The sequence below is a fragment of the Dictyobacter aurantiacus genome (genome assembly GCF_003967515.1).
In the GTDB taxonomy this organism is placed as follows: Bacteria; Chloroflexota; Ktedonobacteria; order Ktedonobacterales; family Ktedonobacteraceae; genus Dictyobacter; species Dictyobacter aurantiacus.
The window spans coordinates 3612220-3633368 of record NZ_BIFQ01000001.1; the positions used below are offsets into that span (position 1 = coordinate 3612220).

Sequence of the window (21149 nt, forward strand, 5' to 3'; positions counted from 1 at the left end):
GCCTCAGTACAGGCTGGCGAGGGGTATCATCTTTCTTACCGGTATCGGGAGCACTCTCAGCCGCCGATGCATCCTCTCTGTACACCTCTGGGAAAGGACATGTCTCGCGTTACCACGCTCCCATACAAAATTGGGAGCCTCTGCCCTGATTATTTTTATTAACAATAACTATAACATAGCCTGTAATCCCCTGTAAATGTACATATTCAACACACATGGAATATCCACGAGTGGCTACACTATCTGTGCTGGATCTTTACCATTGAGTATCCCTTTGGCTGACAAAAGGGGAGTATATATACTATATGTTTCGGCTTCTGTGAACTTAGCGCTCTTCCATGGACCGGGTGCGCATCTGGCGTGCAGCCATCAAAACAGGCGTCAATGGCTCCTCTTCTACTCCTTGTCTGTGCGCGTGTATCTGACGTGCAGCCATCAAAGCAGGCATCAATGGCTCCTCTTCTACTCCTTGTCTGTGCGGGTGTATCTGGCGTGCAGCCATCAACGCAGGCGTCAATGGCTCCTCTTCTACTCCTTGTCTGTGCGGGTGTATCTGGCGTGCAGCCATCAACGCAGGCGTCAATGGCTTCTCTTCTACTCCTCGTATGTGTGTGCATCGGGTGCGCCTCCGCGCACCCGATGCACACACATACAAAACCAGGGCGTCCGCGCAGCGGACGCGCGTGTGTGGGCGCTCAGTGTCCTGCTACAACGAGAATAAGACCTACTCCTGGAAAGAGAGGGCAAAAAGTGGAAAAAGGCCTCGCAGAGGGCGCACTAGACGTTCGGGTGATGCTATTCCGCAGCAAAGAGTTGTCGTGCTATAATACAAGGGTTATCACGATATGTCAGTGCCTTGTTTAAGTGATGACTTTCGCATAGTCATACGCCAGGAGCACATAAGCTTTGATGAGCTCTCACTTCACACAACAATCACCAATCTCCCAGTATCGAGTGGCTGCCATTCAGTATGAGCCAACGTTCGGAGAGAAAGAAAAGAACATTCTGGACCTTCTCCGTTTGGTAGAAGATGCGGCTACGCACGATGCGCGTCTCATCGTGTTGCCAGAGATGGCGACCACCGGATATTGCTGGATTTCTGGTGAGGAGATCGGTCCCTATACGGAGCCGATTCCCGGTCCAACTACCGAGCGTTTTCAGGCGCTCGCCGGTAAGTACGCTTGCTATATTGCTTTGGGTCTGCCCGAGGTAGATGTGGCGACCCAGGTTTATTACAATAGTATGGTTTTGCTGGGGCCCGATGGGGTGGTGGGTGTATATCGCAAGGTGCATCTCGATATTGGAGATCCGCGCTGGGCACGCGATGGTGACCTGGGCATCCCGGTTTGGGATACCCCTATCGGGCGTTTGAGCGCGCTTATCAGCGGCGATGCTCGATATTTCGAGTCGGCCCGTATCGCGGCCCTGCACGGGGCCGATGTGCTGCTCTTTCCTACCAACTGGGTTGATGAGTCCTGCCCGAGCAGCTGGTGGATGGCTCGCGCCTTTGAGAATCAATTGTATACGATCGTCGCCAATCGTTATGGGCGTGAGCGTGGCGTTCAGTTTCGCGGTGGTAGCTGCGTAATCAATCCGGATGGGACCATCCAGGATTTTCTGGAGGATGGTGAAGGGATCATCTATGGCGAGGTGGATCTGCAGCGGTGCCGCGATAAGCGCTGGCTCCATGAGGATGAGGTGATCGGCTGGCCACTGGATGATCGGCGTCCCGCCAGCTATCGGGAGGTGGTGCATAACAGCTATCTGTGGGAGCCTTTGCGCTACCATAGCTTGTATGAGCTGGGTGAATTGCCAACCGGACAACTGTCTTGTGCGGGCATTGTGCAGATGGATCTGTCTTCTAGCGTGGCTTCTCCTGGAATGCTGGCAGCCGAGCGTATCTCGCTCCTGCATGATTGGCTGAAGATGCAGATGCACGATAACGCGCCGGCCGCCCCGGATGTGATGGTGCTGCCGGAACTGCTCCTGCCGGGACCGGTTCCTCAGCAGATTATCGATAGCCAGGATACCGCCGCTCTGGCCGCGCATTTCCAGCAGGGGGCGATACAGGTCCCGGGTCCCGAAACGGAAGCTCTGGTCGCGCTGGCCAACGATCTGCAGATCAGTATGGTGCTGGGTGTGGCGGAGCAGGCCGGTGAAGATACATACTACAATACCGTGCTACTGATCGATCCTGAAGGGGTGTATGGCATCTATCGTAAGATACACCTGAGCCAGCTTGATCGCCTGTGGGCGTTGCCCGGTGACCTGGGCTTTCCAACCTTTGATACACCCACGGGTCGCATCGGTCTGGCAACGGGCTACGATGTGCTTTTCCCGGAGACGCTGCGTGTGTTGGCCAGCAAGGGGACGGATCTGGTGTGCGCTCCGGCCATGCTGAACTTCCCTGCTCCTATTGGTTTACAACTGTCTCATTCGTCATCTTTTAGAGATGATGATGGTGGTGTGAATGAGCCCTTCCATTTCTTGATCTGGCGCACGCGGGCGGCCGAGCATAATGTTTACCTGGCCCTGGCCAACTGGTTCGGAGAGGCGCATGGCATCCAGGCCAATGGCCTTAGCGGTATCTTCTCTCCGGGCGCGGGTAGCCTCTACACTCTGACAGAGGTGATCGCTGACGAAGATGAAGACGGCCTGATGATGATGACGATTGATACGCGCGAGCAGCGTACAGGTCGTCGTACGACGCGTATGCTGGAGTATAGTCCGGGCGATATGGCTGGCTCGCTCACCGGTGAACTGGCGTATAATATTCTGGATTCTATTCCAGGAAATCTCGTGCGCAGCAAGCCTATGCTGCGCAAACGCCAGGTATTCTGGTATATGGATCTTGTACGCGCGAATATCCGTAAGCCACGTCAGGACTAGCTGACCAGTCGTGGATACTGGTGTTCTTACTTGGATGCTTGAATAACTGACTGCCTGCATACCCGAATGCCTGAATGCTTATAATTAACGCGGAGCATGCATGAAGACGGTGGCTATAGAGGAGAGAAGGCTTAGTACATCGATGCAAAAATTGTCTCGCTACAGCATAATCGCGGCAATTGTTGCATCGATGTTTGTTGTTCTCTCTCTGGCCTGCTTGCTTTTGTTGAATGGACTGGTGGGATTGCGGGCAGTCATCACCTGTGCGCGTGTCACGGTGCCGCTGGCTGCTTTGATCGGCTCTTTCTGGTCCTGGCAGGCATGGTACTGGTCCAGGCGTTCTCGCACACGTATCGTGATGCAAGGACGCCTGTCCTGGCTTTGTATCGCTCTGGGGCTGCTCATCCTCTGTACACGTGGGGTGGCGGAAAATATTGCCTGGTACATCCACGACGATCTATATTTTCTGCCTATCAGGTATATGATCTCTAGCCTTTTCTATCCCTTTCTCTTTACCGCCATTATCGCGTTGCCCGGAATATCCCGTTTGAGCGCCAGCAAGGTGGTGGATGTATTAATTACCACCTTCTGCCTGGCCGGTATCTGCTGGTACCTCATAACCATCTATCCGATGGTCGCACCCCCTGCTGATATGCTGGTGGGAGAGTGGCTGCCGCGCTTACGCCTCTCGATCATTGCGCTGGCGGGGGATGTCTTTCTGCTTCTCCTCTTCTCTTACTTCTGGCAGCAGGGGGTGCGGACCAGTATGCGCCTTCCTCTGCTCTTATTGAATGTTGGCCTGGCGTTAAATACACTGGCTGATGCTGGCGCTGGCTGGTTTGATGCCAATAGTGTGCTGTACTATCAGCACCATGTCCCCTGGATTGATGGTTGCTGGATCGCCAGCCTGCTCGTGCTGGGTTTATCGGCGCTCTACCAGTATCAGGCCCAGGCGCGGCATGCTCTGTCTGATGCGGAATTGAACATCGCGTCGGAGAACATGGCTCCTGATAAGGGAACGAGCGCCCTGGATACCGATCGCATTTGCCGTTATAAACTGCCGATACAGGGGATGTATGTGCCGCTGGCTCTGCTACTTGGTGGTCTATGTGTGTTTGAGGTGATGTATATTCATCGTCCGGCTAATGAAGGAGTGGATGGGCTTTTCACGCTTAGCTCGATTGTCGGCATGTTGATTGTGGTGCGCCACTTTTTCGCGACCCGTGAAAATGCGGCTCTGCTGCGCGAGCGCGATCAGCGTTTTCACGAGGCCGAGCAGGTGCGCAACCTGGTGGCTCAGCTGGCGGATATATTAGAACTGGATACGCTGTGTGAGCATATCATGCACGTGGTGATCGCGCAGTTTGGCTTTACCTCGGTGATGCTGCTGCTCTTAGAGGAGTATAACCAGCCGCTATCCGAGCGTTCGCACCTGCTGGTGCATACCGCGTCGCAACTGGTGCAGCCGTTGAAGTGCCGGGTGACCGGCGATTCCATTCTCTATCAAGTAGTGGCCCAGGGCTATGAACGCGAGCTCCACTGGTCCACTTATTTGAGCGAGCTCCCCGGTGAGGTGCGCCGCTGGCAGGAGCGACAGCATATCCCTTCAATGATGTTTTTTCCCATCATCTACCAGGGACGCATCCTTGGTAGCCTGGGGGTGGCGCGCCACGTGCTGTCGCGCACCGATCTGTCAACGGCATCGATGGTGCGCAGCTATGTGGATCAGATCGCGACAGTGATCGAGCATAGCTATCTGTACCAGCAAGCGCGTGAGCGTGAGAAGTTCGCTCGGGCCATGGTCAACATCTCTACGCGCCTGAACGCGGCCGTCATTGAGCCGGTGGAGTTGAGCCAGTTGATCTGTGTCGAGGGGGCGCGTGCGCTGCATGCTGACTACGTGATCTTCTATATCAGGCGCGCTGAGGGCGTACTAGAGCCGCTGGCTATCTCTATCGATGGACAGCAAAGTAGCCAGCAGTTAAGCGAGTGGCCCTCCCTGCGCATCTCGGAATACGAGCAGGAGACGGCTCAGCCGCTTCACCCCTTCTTGCTGGAGGTCAGCCCGTATCGCAAGATGCAACTTTTGACTGAGAGCAGCCAGCATGCCATCGTTTCGCGTGACCATCATCCGGGCTCACGCCAGTTTGTGCTCAAAGCGAAATTGATTCGCCACCGTATCTATACAGCGATCCTGGCTCCCCTGGTGACCGGTGGTCATCTGCATGGTCTGTTGATTTTTGCCAGCTCGGTACCCCTGGGCAGCAATACCGACCTCTCCTTTGATGAGTCAGACATTCCCCATGCCCAAGATTTTGTGGAGCAGGCCAGTGTGGCCTTTACCAATGCCCAGCTCTATCAGCGCTTGAGCACGGCCAATGAGCAGCTGAAGGAGCTGGATGAGATGAAAGATCAGTTTATGGTGACGGCCTCCCATGAGTTGCGGACACCGCTGACGGCTGTGCAGGGCTATATTGAGCTGATTGCCCAGTATGATGAGACGCTTCCAGCCGAGCAGCGGCGCGAGTTCCTGCATAAAGCGCAGTTGGGATGTGAAGAGCTGGAGGTGCTGCTGCGCAATGTGATGGATGCTAGCCGCATCGAGGCTGAGACGGCCATCAAGCCAGCCTTGATCAGTCGCGTTTCGGTGCAAGAGATTCTTGAGAAGGTGCTGGTCCTGATCGAGCCGCAGGTGACGCAGGATCAGCGCCAGGTGAGCTGCAATATTCCTGCGCAGCTCTACGTCTATGCCGATCCTTTGCGCCTGCACCAGGTATTGATGAATATCAGTACCAATGCCCTGAAGTATTCTGCTCCTGGCACCCCATTGCTGTTCTCGGCGGGGCGCTCGCCGGAACAGGACAAGATGGTCGTGATCAGCGTTACGGATAAGGGCAAAGGGATCGCTCCGCAGGATCAGACGCGTATCTTTCAACGCTTCTATCGCCTGGAAAGCGACATGAATAGCCCCATTCGAGGATCGGGGTTGGGACTCTATATCTCCCGGCGTTTAATAGAAGCCATGGGAGGGAAGATTTGGATTGAGAGTAGAGGCGTGCCGGGAGGGGGATCTACATTCCATATACTGTTGCCCATGGCCTGATAGAAGTTCGTGACTACTTTACTACTTTTTGTTGCTGCTGGCCGCTGCTTCGGCCTGTTTCTTTACCAGTAAGGGTGCGTGCTGTTCGCAGAAGCGGAAGCTGCGTCCGCCAGCCAATAACTGGGCGTAGGCGGCTGGCTCGCCGCAGGTGTCGCAGCGCCCTACATGTGTTTTAACTGCCTTCATATCGAAATGAAAACCTCCTCGTGCGGTTGGATTATGTATAACCACCGATATCAGAATATATTCAAGCTAGAAGCATAGATCACTTTTATGATACCACAAAATGAGGGGAAGTAGGTCTTACTCTTGTCACCCTGGGGGCACGTGAGCGCCCCCGCACGCGCGTCCGCTACGCGGCCGCACCGGTTTTTAAGTTGGTACATGTGGCGCGCATCCGCGCGCCACATGTACCAACTTAAAACGGACTCTGAGTCCCACAGGGCTCACACATCGATTTAGTATGTGTTGGTGCATCGGGTGAGTGGATGTGCATGTCATGTACCAACTTAAAACGGACTCTGAACCCCGCGGGACTCACACATCGATTTAGCTCGACTTTGTACATTTCCAACTAAAAACAGGCGGCAAACAGTAGCCGATCAAGCACGGATGACCCGAGCAGTCTGACAGCAGGGTCACGGGCAGCTGTCAGATTGATTTGCTGCTTCCAGATCTGCACACGAATGGTGGCCAACACATCATGGAAGGTCGCTTCTGATTTGTGGTACCAGGCCGTATACTCTGGTGTGATCGGCTCACGCTTCTGCAGATGCGTTCCCATCAGGGTGAGCAAACTGTAGGTGCCTAAGAGCAGCGGCGTGCTGCGCTCAATCGCGGTATCAGACCACTGTCGTTGGGTTTGAAACCCCAAATGGGCACGTGTTTGCTCAAAGGTGGTTTCAATGCTCCAGCGGAGCATGAACGTGAGGATGATCGTGAGCGGGCTGACGTGTTGATCTGTACACAACAACGCTTTGGGTTCCTGCTTGCCCTCTGGATCTCGGATGAGGACCCAGCGAATGGGCAAGGGGGGCTGTTTGGCCCGATGCCACCATGCCGTTCCACTGCACCACTGCATGCGGCGCCCTCCTTGCCCATACCAGGGGATCACCTGCTCTTCCCATTGCGTACAGGGATCGTGCAGCACCTCGCTGAGCTTGGCTTGCCGTTTGCCCACTTTGCGTGGTTTGCCCCCTTTGGGCAACTGCTCAGGTGGGGGGAGGGGATCATGAAACGCGCTATCGAACTGGCAGGGAGTGATCAAGCGGACCGACCGTTTGGCACAGTGCAGTCCAAACGCCAGGCAGTTGTAGGCTCCATCACCCACCACCCAGATCTCGCGATCGGGAAGCCAGCGATGCAACAGACTGATCATCTGCCCCGCCCACATGGCAATCGTTTTGTGCCGCTTGCCAGTGTGCTCGCTGACGGCTGGAGTGGTGCTCAGGACTGCGAGAAAGGGCAAGGTCCAGGGGTGCTGACTCCAGGCGGGCGTGCAAACGACTCCCATCACGATCCAGCGCAACCCACTGCTACTCACCGTTTTCTTGCGACTGGAGCGGACGCTATCACGATAATGACCCCGTTTGCTGATCATGGGACCCCAGCGTCGCTCCAGCGTTTCATCAATCACGATGTGAATGGGGGCTCCCTTGGGCAGCAAGGTCTCGACGATGAGTAGCAACAAACACCGACTGGCCGCCAGAGGAGACCACCGCGCGCGATTGAGCACGTGATGATAGCTACTCCAGTGCTCGTTCCCCTGCTCCCCGCTGAAACGCAACGCGCTACAGACGGTGCGAGGACCATGAGCGAGCAGGGTTCCTGTCAATAACGTCATTAACTTTCTCCAAGTCGGAGCGGTAAACAATGGCCGAAAGGGGGCCACAACGGCTATAATGGTTTCTGGTACGGGCATGACAGCCTCCGTGGTAAGAGAACTTTTTGCTAGATCGTTCTATCTTACCTTCACGGGGGCCTCATGCCTGCCTTTTTAGCAAAAATGTACAAAGTCGAGTTTAGTATGTGTCAGTGCATCGGGTGAGTGGGATGTGCACGTCATGTGCCAACTTAAAACGGACTCTGAGCCCCGCGGGACTCACACATCGATTTAGTATGTGTTGGTGCATCGGGTGCGCATAAGCGCACCCGATGCACCAACACATACTAAATCCAAGGCGGCCGCGTAGCGGACGCGCGTGTGGGGGTGCTCACGCGCCCCCAGGGTGACAGGAGTAAGGCAACATGCCACATGTTGTCTTATGTAAGACTTTGACGATTTTCTTCTCTATTAATAGCTCTTAATGGAGATATGACGGAATCAGGTGAGCCTGTGAAGGGGGTTCAGGCGCGTAACGCGCTGTTAAGCCTCATCAAAGAGCGTGTAAAGCGACTGCAGGTATACTGTCTTCAGTGGTGAGCAATGAGCAATGGGGTGCCAATCAGTTCTGTTGAGCGAGCCTCCGGATATGGAGATGACGCGGGATGCCGGAATGGTGTGTTGAGCCAGGCTCCATGCGTTCCGTTCCTTCCTTGCTGCGTCCCGTTGACGTTGCAGGCTTGTTCCAGACAAATCGTTGGTTGTTGCTCCCACAAAAGATAACCCTCAAGTGGGAACGTTGTTCTGGCGGCGTGACTGCTTGAATTCCTTGTCTCCCCCCACCAAACGGAGAAGAGATGGGTACGAGTATTGGCGTGCTCATCTCTTCTCCGTTTTTTGGATACCCTCTTTATGATCCCTGTGGCGTCTTCTTGCGGAAACACTTTAAATGGTTAGAAGAACTGTGGAGGGATCATCTTTCGTTATGATCGATATCGGCTCTTTTTTCGCGCGAGATGAGCGCGTACAGATCTATCGTCCGGGCGATTGCGCGGAGCAGGGAAGATATGTGCTGTACTGGATGCAGCATTCGCAGCGCGGACATGACAATCCGGCGCTGAACGCGGCGATCGCGCTGGGAAATCAGCTCAAGCTACCTGTGGTGGTCCTGTTTGTGCTGACGGAGTATCCGGCGGCCAATCTACGTCACTATACCTTTATGCTGGAGGGTCTGGCGGTTACCGCGAGAGACCTGCGTGGACGTGGTACGCCGTTGATCATTCGGCATGGCGATCCAGCGCGTGAGGTGACGCGCCTGGCGCGCGAGCTGTCTGTGGCGGCGGTTATCTGCGATCAATGTGAGCTGCGTACCCCACGGGGCTGGCGTAAAGAGGTGCAGGAACGGCTGCAGGTGCCGTTCGCCTGCGTGGATGGCGATGTGGTAGTGCCCTCAAAGTTTTTCCCCAAAGCCGAGTACGCTGCCCGTACGCTACGTCCCAAGATCGAGCGCCTGCTGCCAACCTATCTGCAGCCGGTGGTGGATGCCTCACCGACGCACAAACTGTCCAAACCTCCCTGCGATTCGGGGCGGACGGATAATCCCCTGGCGTATCTGGAGCAGTTGAAGATTGATCGCAGTGTCGAGCCTTCCACATTGATGCACGGGGGACAGAGCGAGGGCCGTAAGGCGGTACAGCGTCTGCTCCACGAGCGTCTGTACTACTACTCGGAGCGCCGCAACGATCCTTTACAGGCCGGCACCAGCGAGATCTCGCCGTACCTGCACTTTGGTCAGCTCTCTGTGCAGCAGTTGGCCTGGGATGTGGAGCAGTATGAGCCGCCAGAGACGGGGAGCGCGAAGGTCGATATTACCGGTGGACGCGCGGCCTACCTGGAGGAACTGATCGTACGCCGCGAACTGGCTATCAATTTCGCCTGGCATAATCTTCACTATGATACGCTGGCGGGCTGTCCCGACTGGGGTATCAAGACGTTGCGCAAGCATCAGCAGGATCCACGCGAGTGGCTCTATACGCGCGATGAGCTTGAGCATGCCCGTACCCATGATGAGCTGTGGAACGCGAGCCAGCTGGAGATGGCGCGTACCGGTCGCATGCACGGCTACATGCGCATGTACTGGGGCAAGAAGATTCTTGAGTGGAGCGAGACGCCGGAGGAGGCCTTTGCCTGCGCGGTCTATCTCAATGATAAGTATGAGCTGGACGGCCGCGATGCCAACGGCTACGTCGGCATCAGCTGGGCCATTGGCGGCCTGCACGATCGGCCCTGGAAGGAGCGCCCGATCTTTGGCCTCGTGCGCTATATGTCCGCTGAGGGCCTGAAGCGTAAATTCGATACCGCCGGCTATATCGCCAAATACGGCAAACATCCCGCATAGGTCCGGACCTATGCGGGATGGGGTTATGTTTGGGCTTCGACGTGGGCGTCGACGGGGACTTCGACGCGGGCGGATGGTTCGCGGATGTCGATTTCGAGCTTGCCGTCGATGGCGCTGACGTGTACTTCTCCGTTCTGGGGAATGTTGGCCAGCAGGATACGCAGGCTCAGGGGAACCGTCAGGAGCCGCTCGATGACGCGGCGCAGGGGGCGCGCCCCCTGGGTCTGGCTGAAGCCTTCTTTGCAGAGCAGGTCGATGGCGCTGTCGTCGGCGTGCAGGATCAGCCCTTGCTCCAGCAGCCGGGCCGCCAGTTCGTTGATCTGCAGGCGCGTAATCGAGTGCGTCTGCTCCTGGTTGAGCGGATGGAAGATGACGACGTCATCGATGCGGTTGAGAAATTCCGGTCGGAAGGTCTCGCGCAGACGATCCATCAGCCGATCGCGCTGCATCTCTTCGGCGGTCCCCTTGATGCTGGCACGGAATCCGCTGGGCATTGAGCGTCCCAGCATGTCTGTTCCGACATTCGAGGTCATGATCCAGATGGCGTGCTGTGCGTCTACGGTATGCCCCTGGGCGTCCGTCAGGCGACCAGCATCAAAGACCTGCAGGAACAGGTCGAAGACCTCGGGATGAGCCTTTTCCAGCTCATCGAGCAGGACCACGCAGTGTGGTCGTCGTCGTAGCTTGCCCGTCAATTGACCTTCCTGGTCGTAGCCTACATAGCCAGGAGGGGCACCGATCATGCGCGAGACGGAATGCTTCTCCATGTACTCCGACATATCAACGCGGATCAGGTGCTCATCGGACCCGAAGACCTCGGCGGCCAGCGCGCGCGCCAGCTCTGTTTTGCCAACGCCGGTTGGCCCCAGGAACATGAATACACCGGCGGGACGGTTGCGCGGCTTGAGGCCCGCCCGTGATACCTGGATCGCCTGGGCCACGCGCTTGACCGCTTCATCCTGGCCGATCACGCGCGATTTGAGGCGCGATTCCAGACTGAGCAGGCGGTCGCGCTCTTCGCGGCCGGGGGCCCGCACCGGGATGCCGGTACGCGATGAGATGATCTCCGCGATCATGGCGGCGGTAATTACTGGCTGCGCGCCGATCTCATCCAGATCATCCTGTTGCTGTGATTCATCTTCAATGGAGAAGACGCGTGCCTGTGAACAGGCCTCGTCGAGCACGCTACAGGCTTTGTCAGGCAGGCGCAGATTGGGTAGGTATTGCACCGAGAGATGGACCGCGGCCTGCAGGGCCTCGTCGGTGATCGAGGCATGGTGATGCTCCTCGTAGAGGTCGCGCATCCCCTGCAGGATGACCAGCGCGTCCTCCGGAGATGGTTCCTCGATCAGGATCGGGCGCAGGCGGCGCTCCATGGCGGCGTCCTTCTCGATCAGGCGATATTCCTGTGGGGTGGTGGCGCCGATGCAACGCAGGCGGCCGCCCGCCAGGGCTGGTTTGAGGATGCCTGCGGCATCGATGCTGCCGTCGGCCGCGCGTCCGGTCCCGATCAACAGGTGCATCTCGTCGATGAAGAGGATAATATTGCCGCCGGTCTCGGCCTCCTCCAATACCTTCAGCAGGCGCTCTTCAAATTCGCCACGATACTTGGTGCCCGCGACCAGGGAACTGGCGGAGAGCTCGATCAGGCGCTTGCCGCGCAGTTCCGGTGGCACCTTGCCATCGACGATGCGCTGAGCCAGTCCTGCGACAATCGTGGTTTTACCCACGCCTGAGTCGCCGATCAGAATGGGGTTGTTGCGGTCCTTGAGCATCAGGGTCTGCATCAGCTGACGTAGCTCTTTTTCGCGACCGATCAGGGGAGGCAGCTGCTTGTTGCTGGCCTGCTTCGTCAGGTCGCGGCCCAGTTTTTCCAGGGCCGAGTTGCTGCCTTTGGCGATGGCCTCGGGATTGATCGCGCCCTGTAGCTCATCGGCGGCGCGCTCCTGATTCGAGGTAGCCGATGGGACCAGTTCGAGCAGCGCGTGGGCATTGCTGGTCAGGATCATCTCGATGAGCTGGGTGGGATTGATGCCCAGTTTGGTGAGCAGCTCGTGTGTCACCCCATCACCTTCGCTTAAGACCGCCTGGGCGATGGCCCGCTCATCTACCGAGGATGAGCCCGCGTTGATGGCGTTACTCTCGGCCGTCTGTAAAATTTCTTTGCAGCGCCGGGTCGGAAGGATAGGTGTATCGCTGGTGGCTTTACCCGAGCCCAGGGCCAGGCGAATGACGTCGCGTACCTGTTTGGGTGAGAAGCCCAGGCTGCGCAGGGCATCCTGCGTACAGCCTCCATCCAGTTTGGTGAGGGCGATAAAGAGGTGCGGCGTCCCCAGATAGTCCTTATGCATGCGGCGTGCCTCGTTCAGCGCGAACTCGAGCACTGCCTTCATGAAGCGGCGGTCGGGTGAGTTGCCCGAGGAGAGCAGGGGCGACATCAACTGGCTATCGTCGAACGGATCAATATGCTGCTCAAACTGCCGCTCCTTATTCGAGAGCGTGCTTACTACCAGGCGTTGGGTTGGATCGCCATACAGCACAAATGAGAGCCAGGAGGTATCGTCGCTATAGTGCTGAGCCATAGCGATGCGCGCCCGGCGCATGGCCTCACCCAGGGTGACACCATCGGCGATATCCTGGTAGAAGAGCATCATGAACTCGCGGGCCTTACTGGCCGGTATCGGCCAGCGTTGTACCACTACGGAGCCCGCGCCAGCCGCCAGAATGGAGCCGGCCAGCCGTTCCATCTGCTCATCGCGATCCAGTATATTGTGTTGCGCGCCCGTGGCATTGCGGTTGGCGCGCTCTTCTTCGTGATAGCTGAGAAATACCAGTGGATGCTTTGGCAGTCCCTGCAGGAGTTGCTCCAGGGCGCCTTTATCCAGTTGAGCGTTACCAGCCAGCGCCAGGGCCGGCTCATTATCCGCCGTATTCACCGGGAGCGGGCCAGCGTAATGCAGCACATGGGGCGCTTCCGAGCTGATGCGTACCCGCATCTCCAACTGGTTGGCCTGCTGGCGATAGAGGATGATACGTGTCACCGACTCAGGTAAACTGGTGCAGAGCGAGGCGACCTCCTCTTCGGCGGTCGGTCGCTCGCTGGTAGGATTGACCAGGAAGAGCACCGACAGCCCCTGGGTGTCGCGTTTATTGGCCTTACTACGGGTTACGCGATCGAGACTGGCGCCGCGCTGGGTCTGCTCACGATCCTGGAGCAGTAACCGTCCAACGCTGAGCGCCTGGCAGATATAGCGCCTGGATTTGGTACTGTTATCATAGAGTAGCTCCCAGGGAATATCAGGCGTATTGGTGCTGATAAGCAACGTGGAATCAAGTCGACGTAACGTTTCCTGGAGCGGAGCCGGGAGTAAGGAGTCGAAAAGAAAGCGGCCTAACGTAAGTAAGGCCTCATTGGTGGGCCCAAACTTCTGAGTCTGAGATTGGCGGCGTACCTCGCTATGTTGACCGGTCTGGTTGATTGTTTGTAACGCGCGTCGAAGGCGTTCACGTAGCTCAGGCGTAATGTCCGTGCTATATTCCTGGCCAATGGGGCCATCGGGAAGATCAAGACGAAACCGGTAACTTGCTTCTGTACGTATGATGCTTAATAGGGCTGGTTGTTCCATGAATACTTCTCTTCCACAATCTTCCCGTCAATCGTAATATCTACGACTGCTACAAAAACACACACGAGTTCTCGGCAAAAGCAGTATACGTGTCTCAACCTCTATGTGTCAATAGTTCGGATTAGTCAGAGATTGTTTTTGCTAGCATCGATATTAGACAGGGCGAGGAAAAAATCTACCCTAATTATATCACGTCTGTGCGCTTATGGTGATAACTAATACCGCTATCGATGCGCAGGATCGCCAGATTGTGTTTTGTTTGCGGTGATGTAATCTATACCCTGGTTGCCATATTGCAACTTCCATGGGTCGCCGGGGATGACGTGAAGCGTCGATCATCGTCCATGATACCCTGGAAGTGCAGGCTACCGCTACGCAGCCGCTGACACGCCTCGCTGGTGGAGTGAATAGTCAGGTCTATTTCTGGCTGGGTGCTGGCCTGGCGCTGTATGAGCAGGCTATAGGGATAGTTTCCTGTGGGGGGAACATACCAGGAAAGGGTGACCGTCATGCTACAATTTTTGGGGACGATGACCCAGCCAGCGAACATGGCGCGTCCTGGCTCGTCGCTTTGTGTGTTGGTAGGGGGACCGATGCGATCCATGGGATGCGGCTCGCCATAGTATGGATCTCCTAAGATCCAGGTTGCGTAGCCGGACTGCGCCATGTCGGGTGGACACATGAGGGCGCCATTCCCGTAGATATTGGTATGCGGGCAGCGTGGATAGCCCATGCCGCCGCACAGGGGATGGGCGTAACCAGCATCAAAGCCGTTGCCCCAGAGCAGAGTACTGGCGGGCGGCACATAAATACGTACATAATCTCGATAGGTGTCAAAGCCATAGACGGGTCCGGTCTGCGTATAGATCAGGCGTAACTTCAGGAGATGGGTGGCGCCCCCTCGGTTGTCGAGCGTGACCGTATCCTGGATATGCGTATGGACATACTGTGAGGCTTTATTTGTACTGAGGTTAGCCTGCACCACAAAGAGTCCATCGTGTCCAGTTGAGCGATCCATCTCGCCACCCGCCCCATAGCTGGCCAGCAGCCGCTGCAGCTGGGGATTATTGACATAGATCTGGAGGTTCCTGGTCTGCAGATCGTGTAGTAGTCCTCCCGCCAGGTGGAGAAGCTCAGCGGGCGAAGCGTGGCGCACCCGGTCCAGCAGGGCATTCGAGAGGCGGCGGGTGAACAGCTTACGCGCCTGGTTGCTGGCGATTAAAGGATCGGCCGGGGTCTGCCGCACTTTTTCGATGATGATCTCTTTCAAGATGCCCCGGTTATCTAGCTGATAGTAATGCAGCCGTTCCTCCATGTTCTGGGCGGTGATCGTCTCGTGGTAGAGCGGGATCGTCACGGGCCCAAGGATTTCGAGGGCATGGGTGATCAGCAGAGGCGAGCAGAGGATGACGCCGTCGAGGCTTTTGCCAAATTCGTGCTGATAGACCTTGATGGCCAGCCGTGCCGAGGTGGGGAAATCGGCTGACAGGTTGGCGTCTCTCAGTCCCCAGTTGGCGATGGGCCACCAGCTGAATGGCTCTGGTGGCCGCATTCCCAGTACCCGGCTGGTGGGATTGTGCTCTTCAATTGGTCCGATATCTTTCAGGGTGAACGGGGCGACGCGGCCATGGTCGATCGCGAGCTCGCCAAACTGACCCGTGAAGCCGCCGGTGGGCCGCAGCTCGGCCCGGTCCATGGTCTGAACCAGCAGGGTGCGCGGTTCATTGGCGCCCAGTAGCCAGCTCACGGCGTTGAACAAGGTATCTTTTTCCAGCAGCTCGCTGTTGATCTGCCTCATGGCCTGCAGCAGCGAGGAGAGCTGTCGCCGTTGACCATCATTAAGGGGGAGCGATGTCGGTATAACCCGCGTGGCCTCGGATCGCATCCGCGCGATGCGTGGCAGCGCGTAATCTACGTCCTGGCGCACTATCGCCAGAGTGTGCTGTGTCACAAGCAGTTGCTGTTGATTGGGAAACAGCTCATGGAGCGTACCGAGTACCTGCTGCCCGATGGCCGTGGCATCGGACCCCATGCGGCTGAGGGCGCGCAGCGACTGCAGTTGTTGGGGAAATAGTCCCGCTCCCAGGCTCATGAGCGGGTCGCTGTCCAGCTTGCGCTGCAGGCGGTAGAAATCTTTATGGGCGCCCGCCATCTCCTGTTGTGCGGCCCGCAACCTGCTGTCATCCAGCGTATGTCCCTGGGGACCGCTAAAGAGCGTCTGGATGGTGTAGAGGTGCTGCATGCCGCTGCGCGCCTGGCCATAAATGACCAGGGTGTCCAATCCGCTCAGTAGCGTCAGGCTCAGTGGAAAGAGCAACAGCACGACCAGCGTAATGCGCACCGGTCGTGAGAGCTGGCGGAAGTGCGACCTGGCCTGCCGTGCCGCCTGCTGTATCCGCGTGTTGTTCCGCTCTTTAAGCATCTATGTACCCCTGAAGGACATCATGTGTGGCCGGGATAAGTGTTGAAGCTGATCTATGGTGAATTGATACTATACACCACAACGTTCTCGGGAGGTATTTTGACGAGGATACATGTGCCCCTTCCCGTACGGTACCTCTTTGATGGGAGGTGTTGTACGGGAAGGGGTAATCGGACGCGAGGTCCGAACCTATGGGGTGGGGGCATCGGGCGTGAGGTTCGGGTTTACGGGGTGCGTTGGATGGTGATGCGACCGCTGCCGGTTTTGGCGATGAGGCGGGCGCGTGGACCGCTGCCGATTTCGCTGCCGCCGAATTCGTTGTGGACCCCGCCGGAGCCGGTGGAAGCGCTGAGGCTGAAGGACGAGTCCGATGGGAGCATGAGGCTGATGGAGCCGCTGCCGGTTTTAAATGATAAGCTGCCCAGCGGATCAAGCGAGCCGACGAAGCTGATGGAGCCGCTACCGGTTTTAAATGATGAGCCGCCGTTGAGGTTGCTCGGCCCGATCTCGATGCGGCCGCTGCCTGTGGTCATCTCTACCTGTCCATTCAGGTCCGTTCCCTCGATGGAGCCGCTACCGGTTTTGAGCGCGAGGCTGCCCTGAAGGTGATTGGTCGTAATGGTGCCACTTCCGGTGCGCAGTTCAATTCGGCCCCGCAGATCGTCGGCGTTGATTGTGCCGCTGCCGGTGATGGCGGCCACCTGACCCCCCAGCGCGTTGAGCGCGATGGAACCGCTCCCTGTGCGCAGCTTGAGGTCGCCGGATACGTCCTGTACCTGTATGTTGCCCGCGCCATTTTTGATCTGCAGATCGCAATTCTCGGGGACCATAATCTCCAGGTCGATGCGCCGAATGCCAAACTGCAGTGGGGACCAGCGGAACTCACTGCTGGCTGTAATGCGATCCCCTTGCTGATCATAATTCAGAGGTATATTGTCGGCCGTGGCCCACGGCCCGCTGATGCGTTTGGTGGGTGCGATGGTGACCTGGCGCTGCTCCCCCCGGCGCACAGTGACGGTGCCGAAGGCATTGTTAACAACCAGCCGGGCGTGCTCCTGAATGGGAAACGTCTCGACCGGCATTGGAATGGTGATGACGTGCCAGTTGCTGGCTATCAATGCTCCGCCACCCACGACGATAACGGCCAGCGCTGCCCAGATCAGCCAGCCCCCAATGATATGGACCGTATTGCCAATGATGATACCGATGATGAGGATGGCCAGGATGGATACAATGCCACCCATGCCGCGCCGTGCTTCGGGTTGGGGACGCAGCTTCTCACCTTCCGCCTCACGGAACCAGCTATCGTCCTGCGCGTATGAGCTCGCATAGCCATCCTCATAGCGGCGTTCCTGATAGGTGTAGGGGGGGATAGCTGACAGCGGTGGTGGCTGCTCGCGTGGATCGGTATTGACTACCCGTTCGGGTGCGGGAGCCTGCCTTTGCTCTTGCTGATAATAATCGCCTTCCTGGCTCTGCATGCTCTGGCCCTCCTTGAAAATATACTCTACCATAGCATACGTTCCACCCTCCCAAAAGTTCAATCATATCTTCTCATCGTGGGGCAGATGCGCGCTCCACACGGGCGTCCGCTGCGCGGCCGCCCCGGTTTTGTATATTGGTGCATGGGGGCGCGCATCCGCGCGCCCCCATGCACCAATATACAAACTGACTTGTGGGTACCTGCGATGCACAACAATCCATTATATATTTGGCGTAGCAGGGGTGCATCTACGCCCCATGCACCAATATACAAACTGACTTGTGGGCACCTGCGATGCACAACAGTCCCTTGAATGTTGGGCGTAGCAGGGGTGCATCTACGCCCCATGCACCAATATACAACTGGCTTGTGGGCATTGCAGGTGCAATAGTCCATTGAATGTTGGGTGTAACAGGGGCGCGAAGGCGCCCCTGTTACGCCCAACATTCAAAAACCGGGCGGCCGCGTCAGCGGCCGCCTGTGCTGGACGAACACGCGTCTATCTTCTGGCTGAATAACACGTCTTTTGACATGTCGGTCCTGTAGTGGACGGCTTCCGGTGGCGTTTGACCTTTGCATGCAGCGGGCTGGATGGTCAGGCGATAATCGGGATTGGTGCCTGCCTGGCGCTGTACATAATACTGGTAGGTCTGGGTGGAGTGAGCCGGCACGTACCAGGAGAGTTTGACAGTTGCTACGCAGTTTTTAGGGATGAGTATATAGCCACCGATCATGCCGCGCTGGGGGATGTCGCTCTGGAAGTTGTCGGGCCCACCTACTTTGTCCAGGGGATGATCCTCGCCGACGAACTGGTCGTAGAGCATGGGCGAAGCGAAGCCAGCGATATATTGTCCCGGCGGGCAGACTAGCTCTTTGTGAGGGTAGACGTTCGTTTTAGGACAATCGCCCAGCACGCCTCCGCAAAGGGGATCGCCGGTGTCGAAGCCGCTGCCAGAGAGGAACTTCGCGTTGGTCGGCACATAGAAGCGCAGATAGTCCCGGTAGGTGTCAAAGCCATACACCGGCCCGGTCTGCTGATAGTTAAAGTACATGGTCAGGTTGTGGGTGGCGCCACCTTTGCTGTCGAGCTGCACATTCTCGGTAAAGGCGGTCTGGACATATTGCGAGGCCTTGCTGACGCTGACATTGGACTGGTCAATGTAGAGGCCGTCACGGTTGGGCGAACGATCCATCTCGCCGGCCAGATTGTTTTGCTTCAGGACGTTTTCGAGCGTTGGATTGGTAAAATAGACCTGCAGGTCGCGTGTCTGCATATCCGCGAGCATCTGCTGAGTGATACCCAACAATTCTTTGAGCGGTGCCTGCCGGATATGGTCGATCAGCGTATGCGCGAGGGCCGACGTGAACATCTTGCGCGCCGATTCATCATCGTTGAGGTGCTCGATGCGCTTCTCTTTAGCGATACCAGGATGTGAAAGCTGATAGTAGTGCAGCTTGTCCTCCAGGTTCTGGGCTGTGACAGTTTCCTGGTAACGTGAAATCGTGATCGGCCCGGTGGCCCGCAAAACGTGCTGGATGGTGATGGGTGTGAACAGGATTACCCCATCGACCGATTTGTTGACTTCCGCTTTGTAGCGATCCATCTCCAGGTTGGCGGAGGTGGGGAAATCGGCTGACAGGTTAGCGTCGCGCAGTCCCCAGTTGGCGAAGGGCCACCAGGAGCGATACGCTGCCGGCGCCACGTTGCCATACGTCGGACTGTTAGCGCTATATTCCAGCAGGGCGATGTTCTGGAGCGAGAAGGGCGCCACGCGGCCATTGTGGATCGATAATTCTCCATATTGTCCGGTAAAGCCACCGGTGGCGCGCAGTTCACCGCGGTCCATGGTCTGTACCAGAAAGTTACGCGGCTGGTCTACACCCAGCAGCCAACCGAGTGAGCTTACCAGGTCAGGATGCTTTTTGGCTGTGGTAACAACCTGGGACAGGATTTGAAGCCCTGAAGTGACCTGTTTACGTAGGTCCGGACTCATTGGCAACAGGTCCAGTGACAGCTGTTTTGATTGTGTCTGTATGCTCTCCAGTTTTGGCAGGATGCGATTGAACGCCAGCTCTATCTGCTTGAACTGGGGTGCGGTAATCAAGGGCGCCTTACTGTTGCTTAGCAGACTCCCTTGCATCTGCGGCGCCAGTAAGATTCCCGTGTTGACGGCTTCCTGCCCGATGCTGATAATATCGAGGCCGATCTGGCTGGCGGCGTGCACGCTTCTAAAATAAGGTGTGAGTTGTGGCGCGGACTGTGGCGCTGACTCCAGCCAGGGGGTCGTGTTCAAGATGGTCTGCACCTGTTCGAAATCATGCTGGGCCGCTGTCAGCTCAATCTTCGCCTGCGCCAGTTTGTTAGGGTCCAGCAACTTTTTGCTGGTACCACTGCCCTTTGGTGGACTACTCAGCAGATCTTTTACAGTCCGTAAATGGTTGACTCCGTTGACGGTATCGGTCCCCAGGGTGCCCAAAGTTATAGATGCCTGGAGTACATAGCCGCCCGACAAGACAAGGGGCAGGACGATTCCCAGGCAGAGTATGCCGAGTAAAATATAGTTGACCGTTGCCAGTTTCGATGCTTGCCTTTTCCTCTTTAACGAACTGCGAATGAAGGTGCGCTGCAACTTCCGTTGGAGGCGACGAGAGTAGTGATGCCGATGCAGAAATTGTCGTCTCCTGATAATTTGTGCCTGTCGTGAACCGATATTCTGGGAGGAGGCTACGCTGCCCACGGTCTGCGCTGGAGCTTTTATGGTGTCGAGGAGATCAATCTCCTGCGATTGAGGAGGCGTAAGGACATAGGCCCCCTCGGGTAAGGGACTCACCGGTGTTTCAGAACTTAACAAATTATCCACAGGGATAGTCGAGGAAGATGGAGCAGTCTGTGAATCGCTGGCACTGGTACCCTGAGTCGGCTCTGGGAGAGGTTGCATTTCGACACCATCGGTGCCATGTGCGTGTAACATTTATAACCTCTTATGTAGTAATACTATTGTAAGGCTCCAATAACTTTCAGATGCGTATTGTGCTTATAGTTGATAATAGAAATTAAAACAGAAGCATACATAAATTATAACGCTTGTGTCTATGCTTGTGTTTCATTTTTGTTCCCGGCACCTGACTAATGTCACACTCGTTAGTTGCTATGGCAGGCTTTTTTTCTGGCGATGTGTGGTTTTCAGAATGTGTCTGACTTCCCTTATGTTGGGGGCACGTACGCGCCCCCGCACAGGTGTCCGCTATGCGGCCGCACCGGTTTTAGTTGTTGGTGCACCAGGGGCTCCTTCGCGCCCCTGGTGCACCAACAACTAAAGGACTCTTGAGCACTGCAGGAGCAAAACCCCATGCAGGCAGCAGGCGATGATCATAGGATATGCTGTCAAGGCTTACATTATGTGTA

At 56.7% G+C, this 21149-nt stretch carries 11 protein-coding genes; 3 read left to right on the forward strand and 8 right to left on the reverse strand.

What is annotated here, in order from left to right; translation table 11 throughout:
* Window positions 1–325 precede the first annotated feature (325 nt).
* Window positions 326–583, reverse strand: coding sequence for a hypothetical protein (locus tag KTT_RS36175; protein WP_160145870.1), 258 nt, complete (start codon window positions 581–583; stop codon window positions 326–328).
* 326 nt (window positions 584–909) lie between these two features.
* Here KTT_RS36175 and KTT_RS14640 point away from each other — a divergent pair, with 326 nt between their 5' ends.
* The gene (locus KTT_RS14640) at window positions 910–2889 is read left to right on the forward strand and encodes a nitrilase-related carbon-nitrogen hydrolase (RefSeq protein WP_126596676.1); all 1980 of its coding nucleotides are present in this window, start codon (window positions 910–912) and stop codon (window positions 2887–2889) included.
* 142 nt (window positions 2890–3031) lie between these two features.
* The gene (locus tag KTT_RS14645; protein WP_160145871.1) at window positions 3032–5992 is read left to right on the forward strand and encodes a sensor histidine kinase; all 2961 of its coding nucleotides are present in this window, start codon (window positions 3032–3034) and stop codon (window positions 5990–5992) included.
* 21 nt (window positions 5993–6013) lie between these two features.
* Here KTT_RS14645 and KTT_RS36180 read toward each other — a convergent pair whose 3' ends face one another.
* From KTT_RS36180 to KTT_RS14655, 3 genes are all read right to left on the reverse strand, one after another.
* Window positions 6014–6178 carry a hypothetical protein gene (locus tag KTT_RS36180; protein WP_160145872.1) on the reverse strand — a complete coding sequence of 55 codons (165 nt, stop codon included), beginning with the start codon at window positions 6176–6178 and terminating at the stop codon, window positions 6014–6016.
* Window positions 6179–6566: 388 nt separating this feature from the next.
* Window positions 6567–7913, reverse strand: coding sequence for an IS701 family transposase (locus KTT_RS14650; RefSeq protein WP_126596678.1), 1347 nt, complete (start codon window positions 7911–7913; stop codon window positions 6567–6569).
* A gap of 491 nt (window positions 7914–8404) precedes the next feature.
* A complete protein-coding gene (locus tag KTT_RS14655) occupies window positions 8405–8590 on the reverse strand; it encodes a hypothetical protein (RefSeq protein WP_126596679.1) in 186 nt (61 codons plus the stop codon).
* 209 nt (window positions 8591–8799) lie between these two features.
* On the opposite strand from KTT_RS14655, the gene KTT_RS14660 reads away from it, so the two are divergent.
* A complete protein-coding gene (locus tag KTT_RS14660; RefSeq protein ID WP_160145874.1) occupies window positions 8800–10212 on the forward strand; it encodes a deoxyribodipyrimidine photo-lyase in 1413 nt (470 codons plus the stop codon).
* 23 nt (window positions 10213–10235) lie between these two features.
* On the opposite strand, the gene KTT_RS14665 is transcribed toward KTT_RS14660, so the two are convergent.
* From KTT_RS14665 to KTT_RS14680, 4 genes are all read right to left on the reverse strand, one after another.
* The gene (locus KTT_RS14665; RefSeq protein ID WP_126596681.1) at window positions 10236–13838 is read right to left on the reverse strand and encodes an AAA family ATPase; all 3603 of its coding nucleotides are present in this window, start codon (window positions 13836–13838) and stop codon (window positions 10236–10238) included.
* 274 nt (window positions 13839–14112) lie between these two features.
* A complete protein-coding gene (locus tag KTT_RS14670; protein WP_126596682.1) occupies window positions 14113–16260 on the reverse strand; it encodes a DUF4012 domain-containing protein in 2148 nt (715 codons plus the stop codon).
* A 224-nt stretch (window positions 16261–16484) separates the two neighbouring features.
* Window positions 16485–17741: a DUF4097 family beta strand repeat-containing protein gene (locus tag KTT_RS14675; RefSeq protein WP_160145875.1), complete on the reverse strand. Its 1257-nt coding sequence runs from the start codon at window positions 17739–17741 to the stop codon at window positions 16485–16487.
* Between the two features lie 469 nt (window positions 17742–18210).
* Window positions 18211–20715, reverse strand: a complete 2505-nt coding sequence (locus tag KTT_RS14680; protein WP_126596684.1) for a DUF4012 domain-containing protein — start codon at window positions 20713–20715, stop codon at window positions 18211–18213.
* Window positions 20716–21149: the final 434 nt, after the last annotated feature.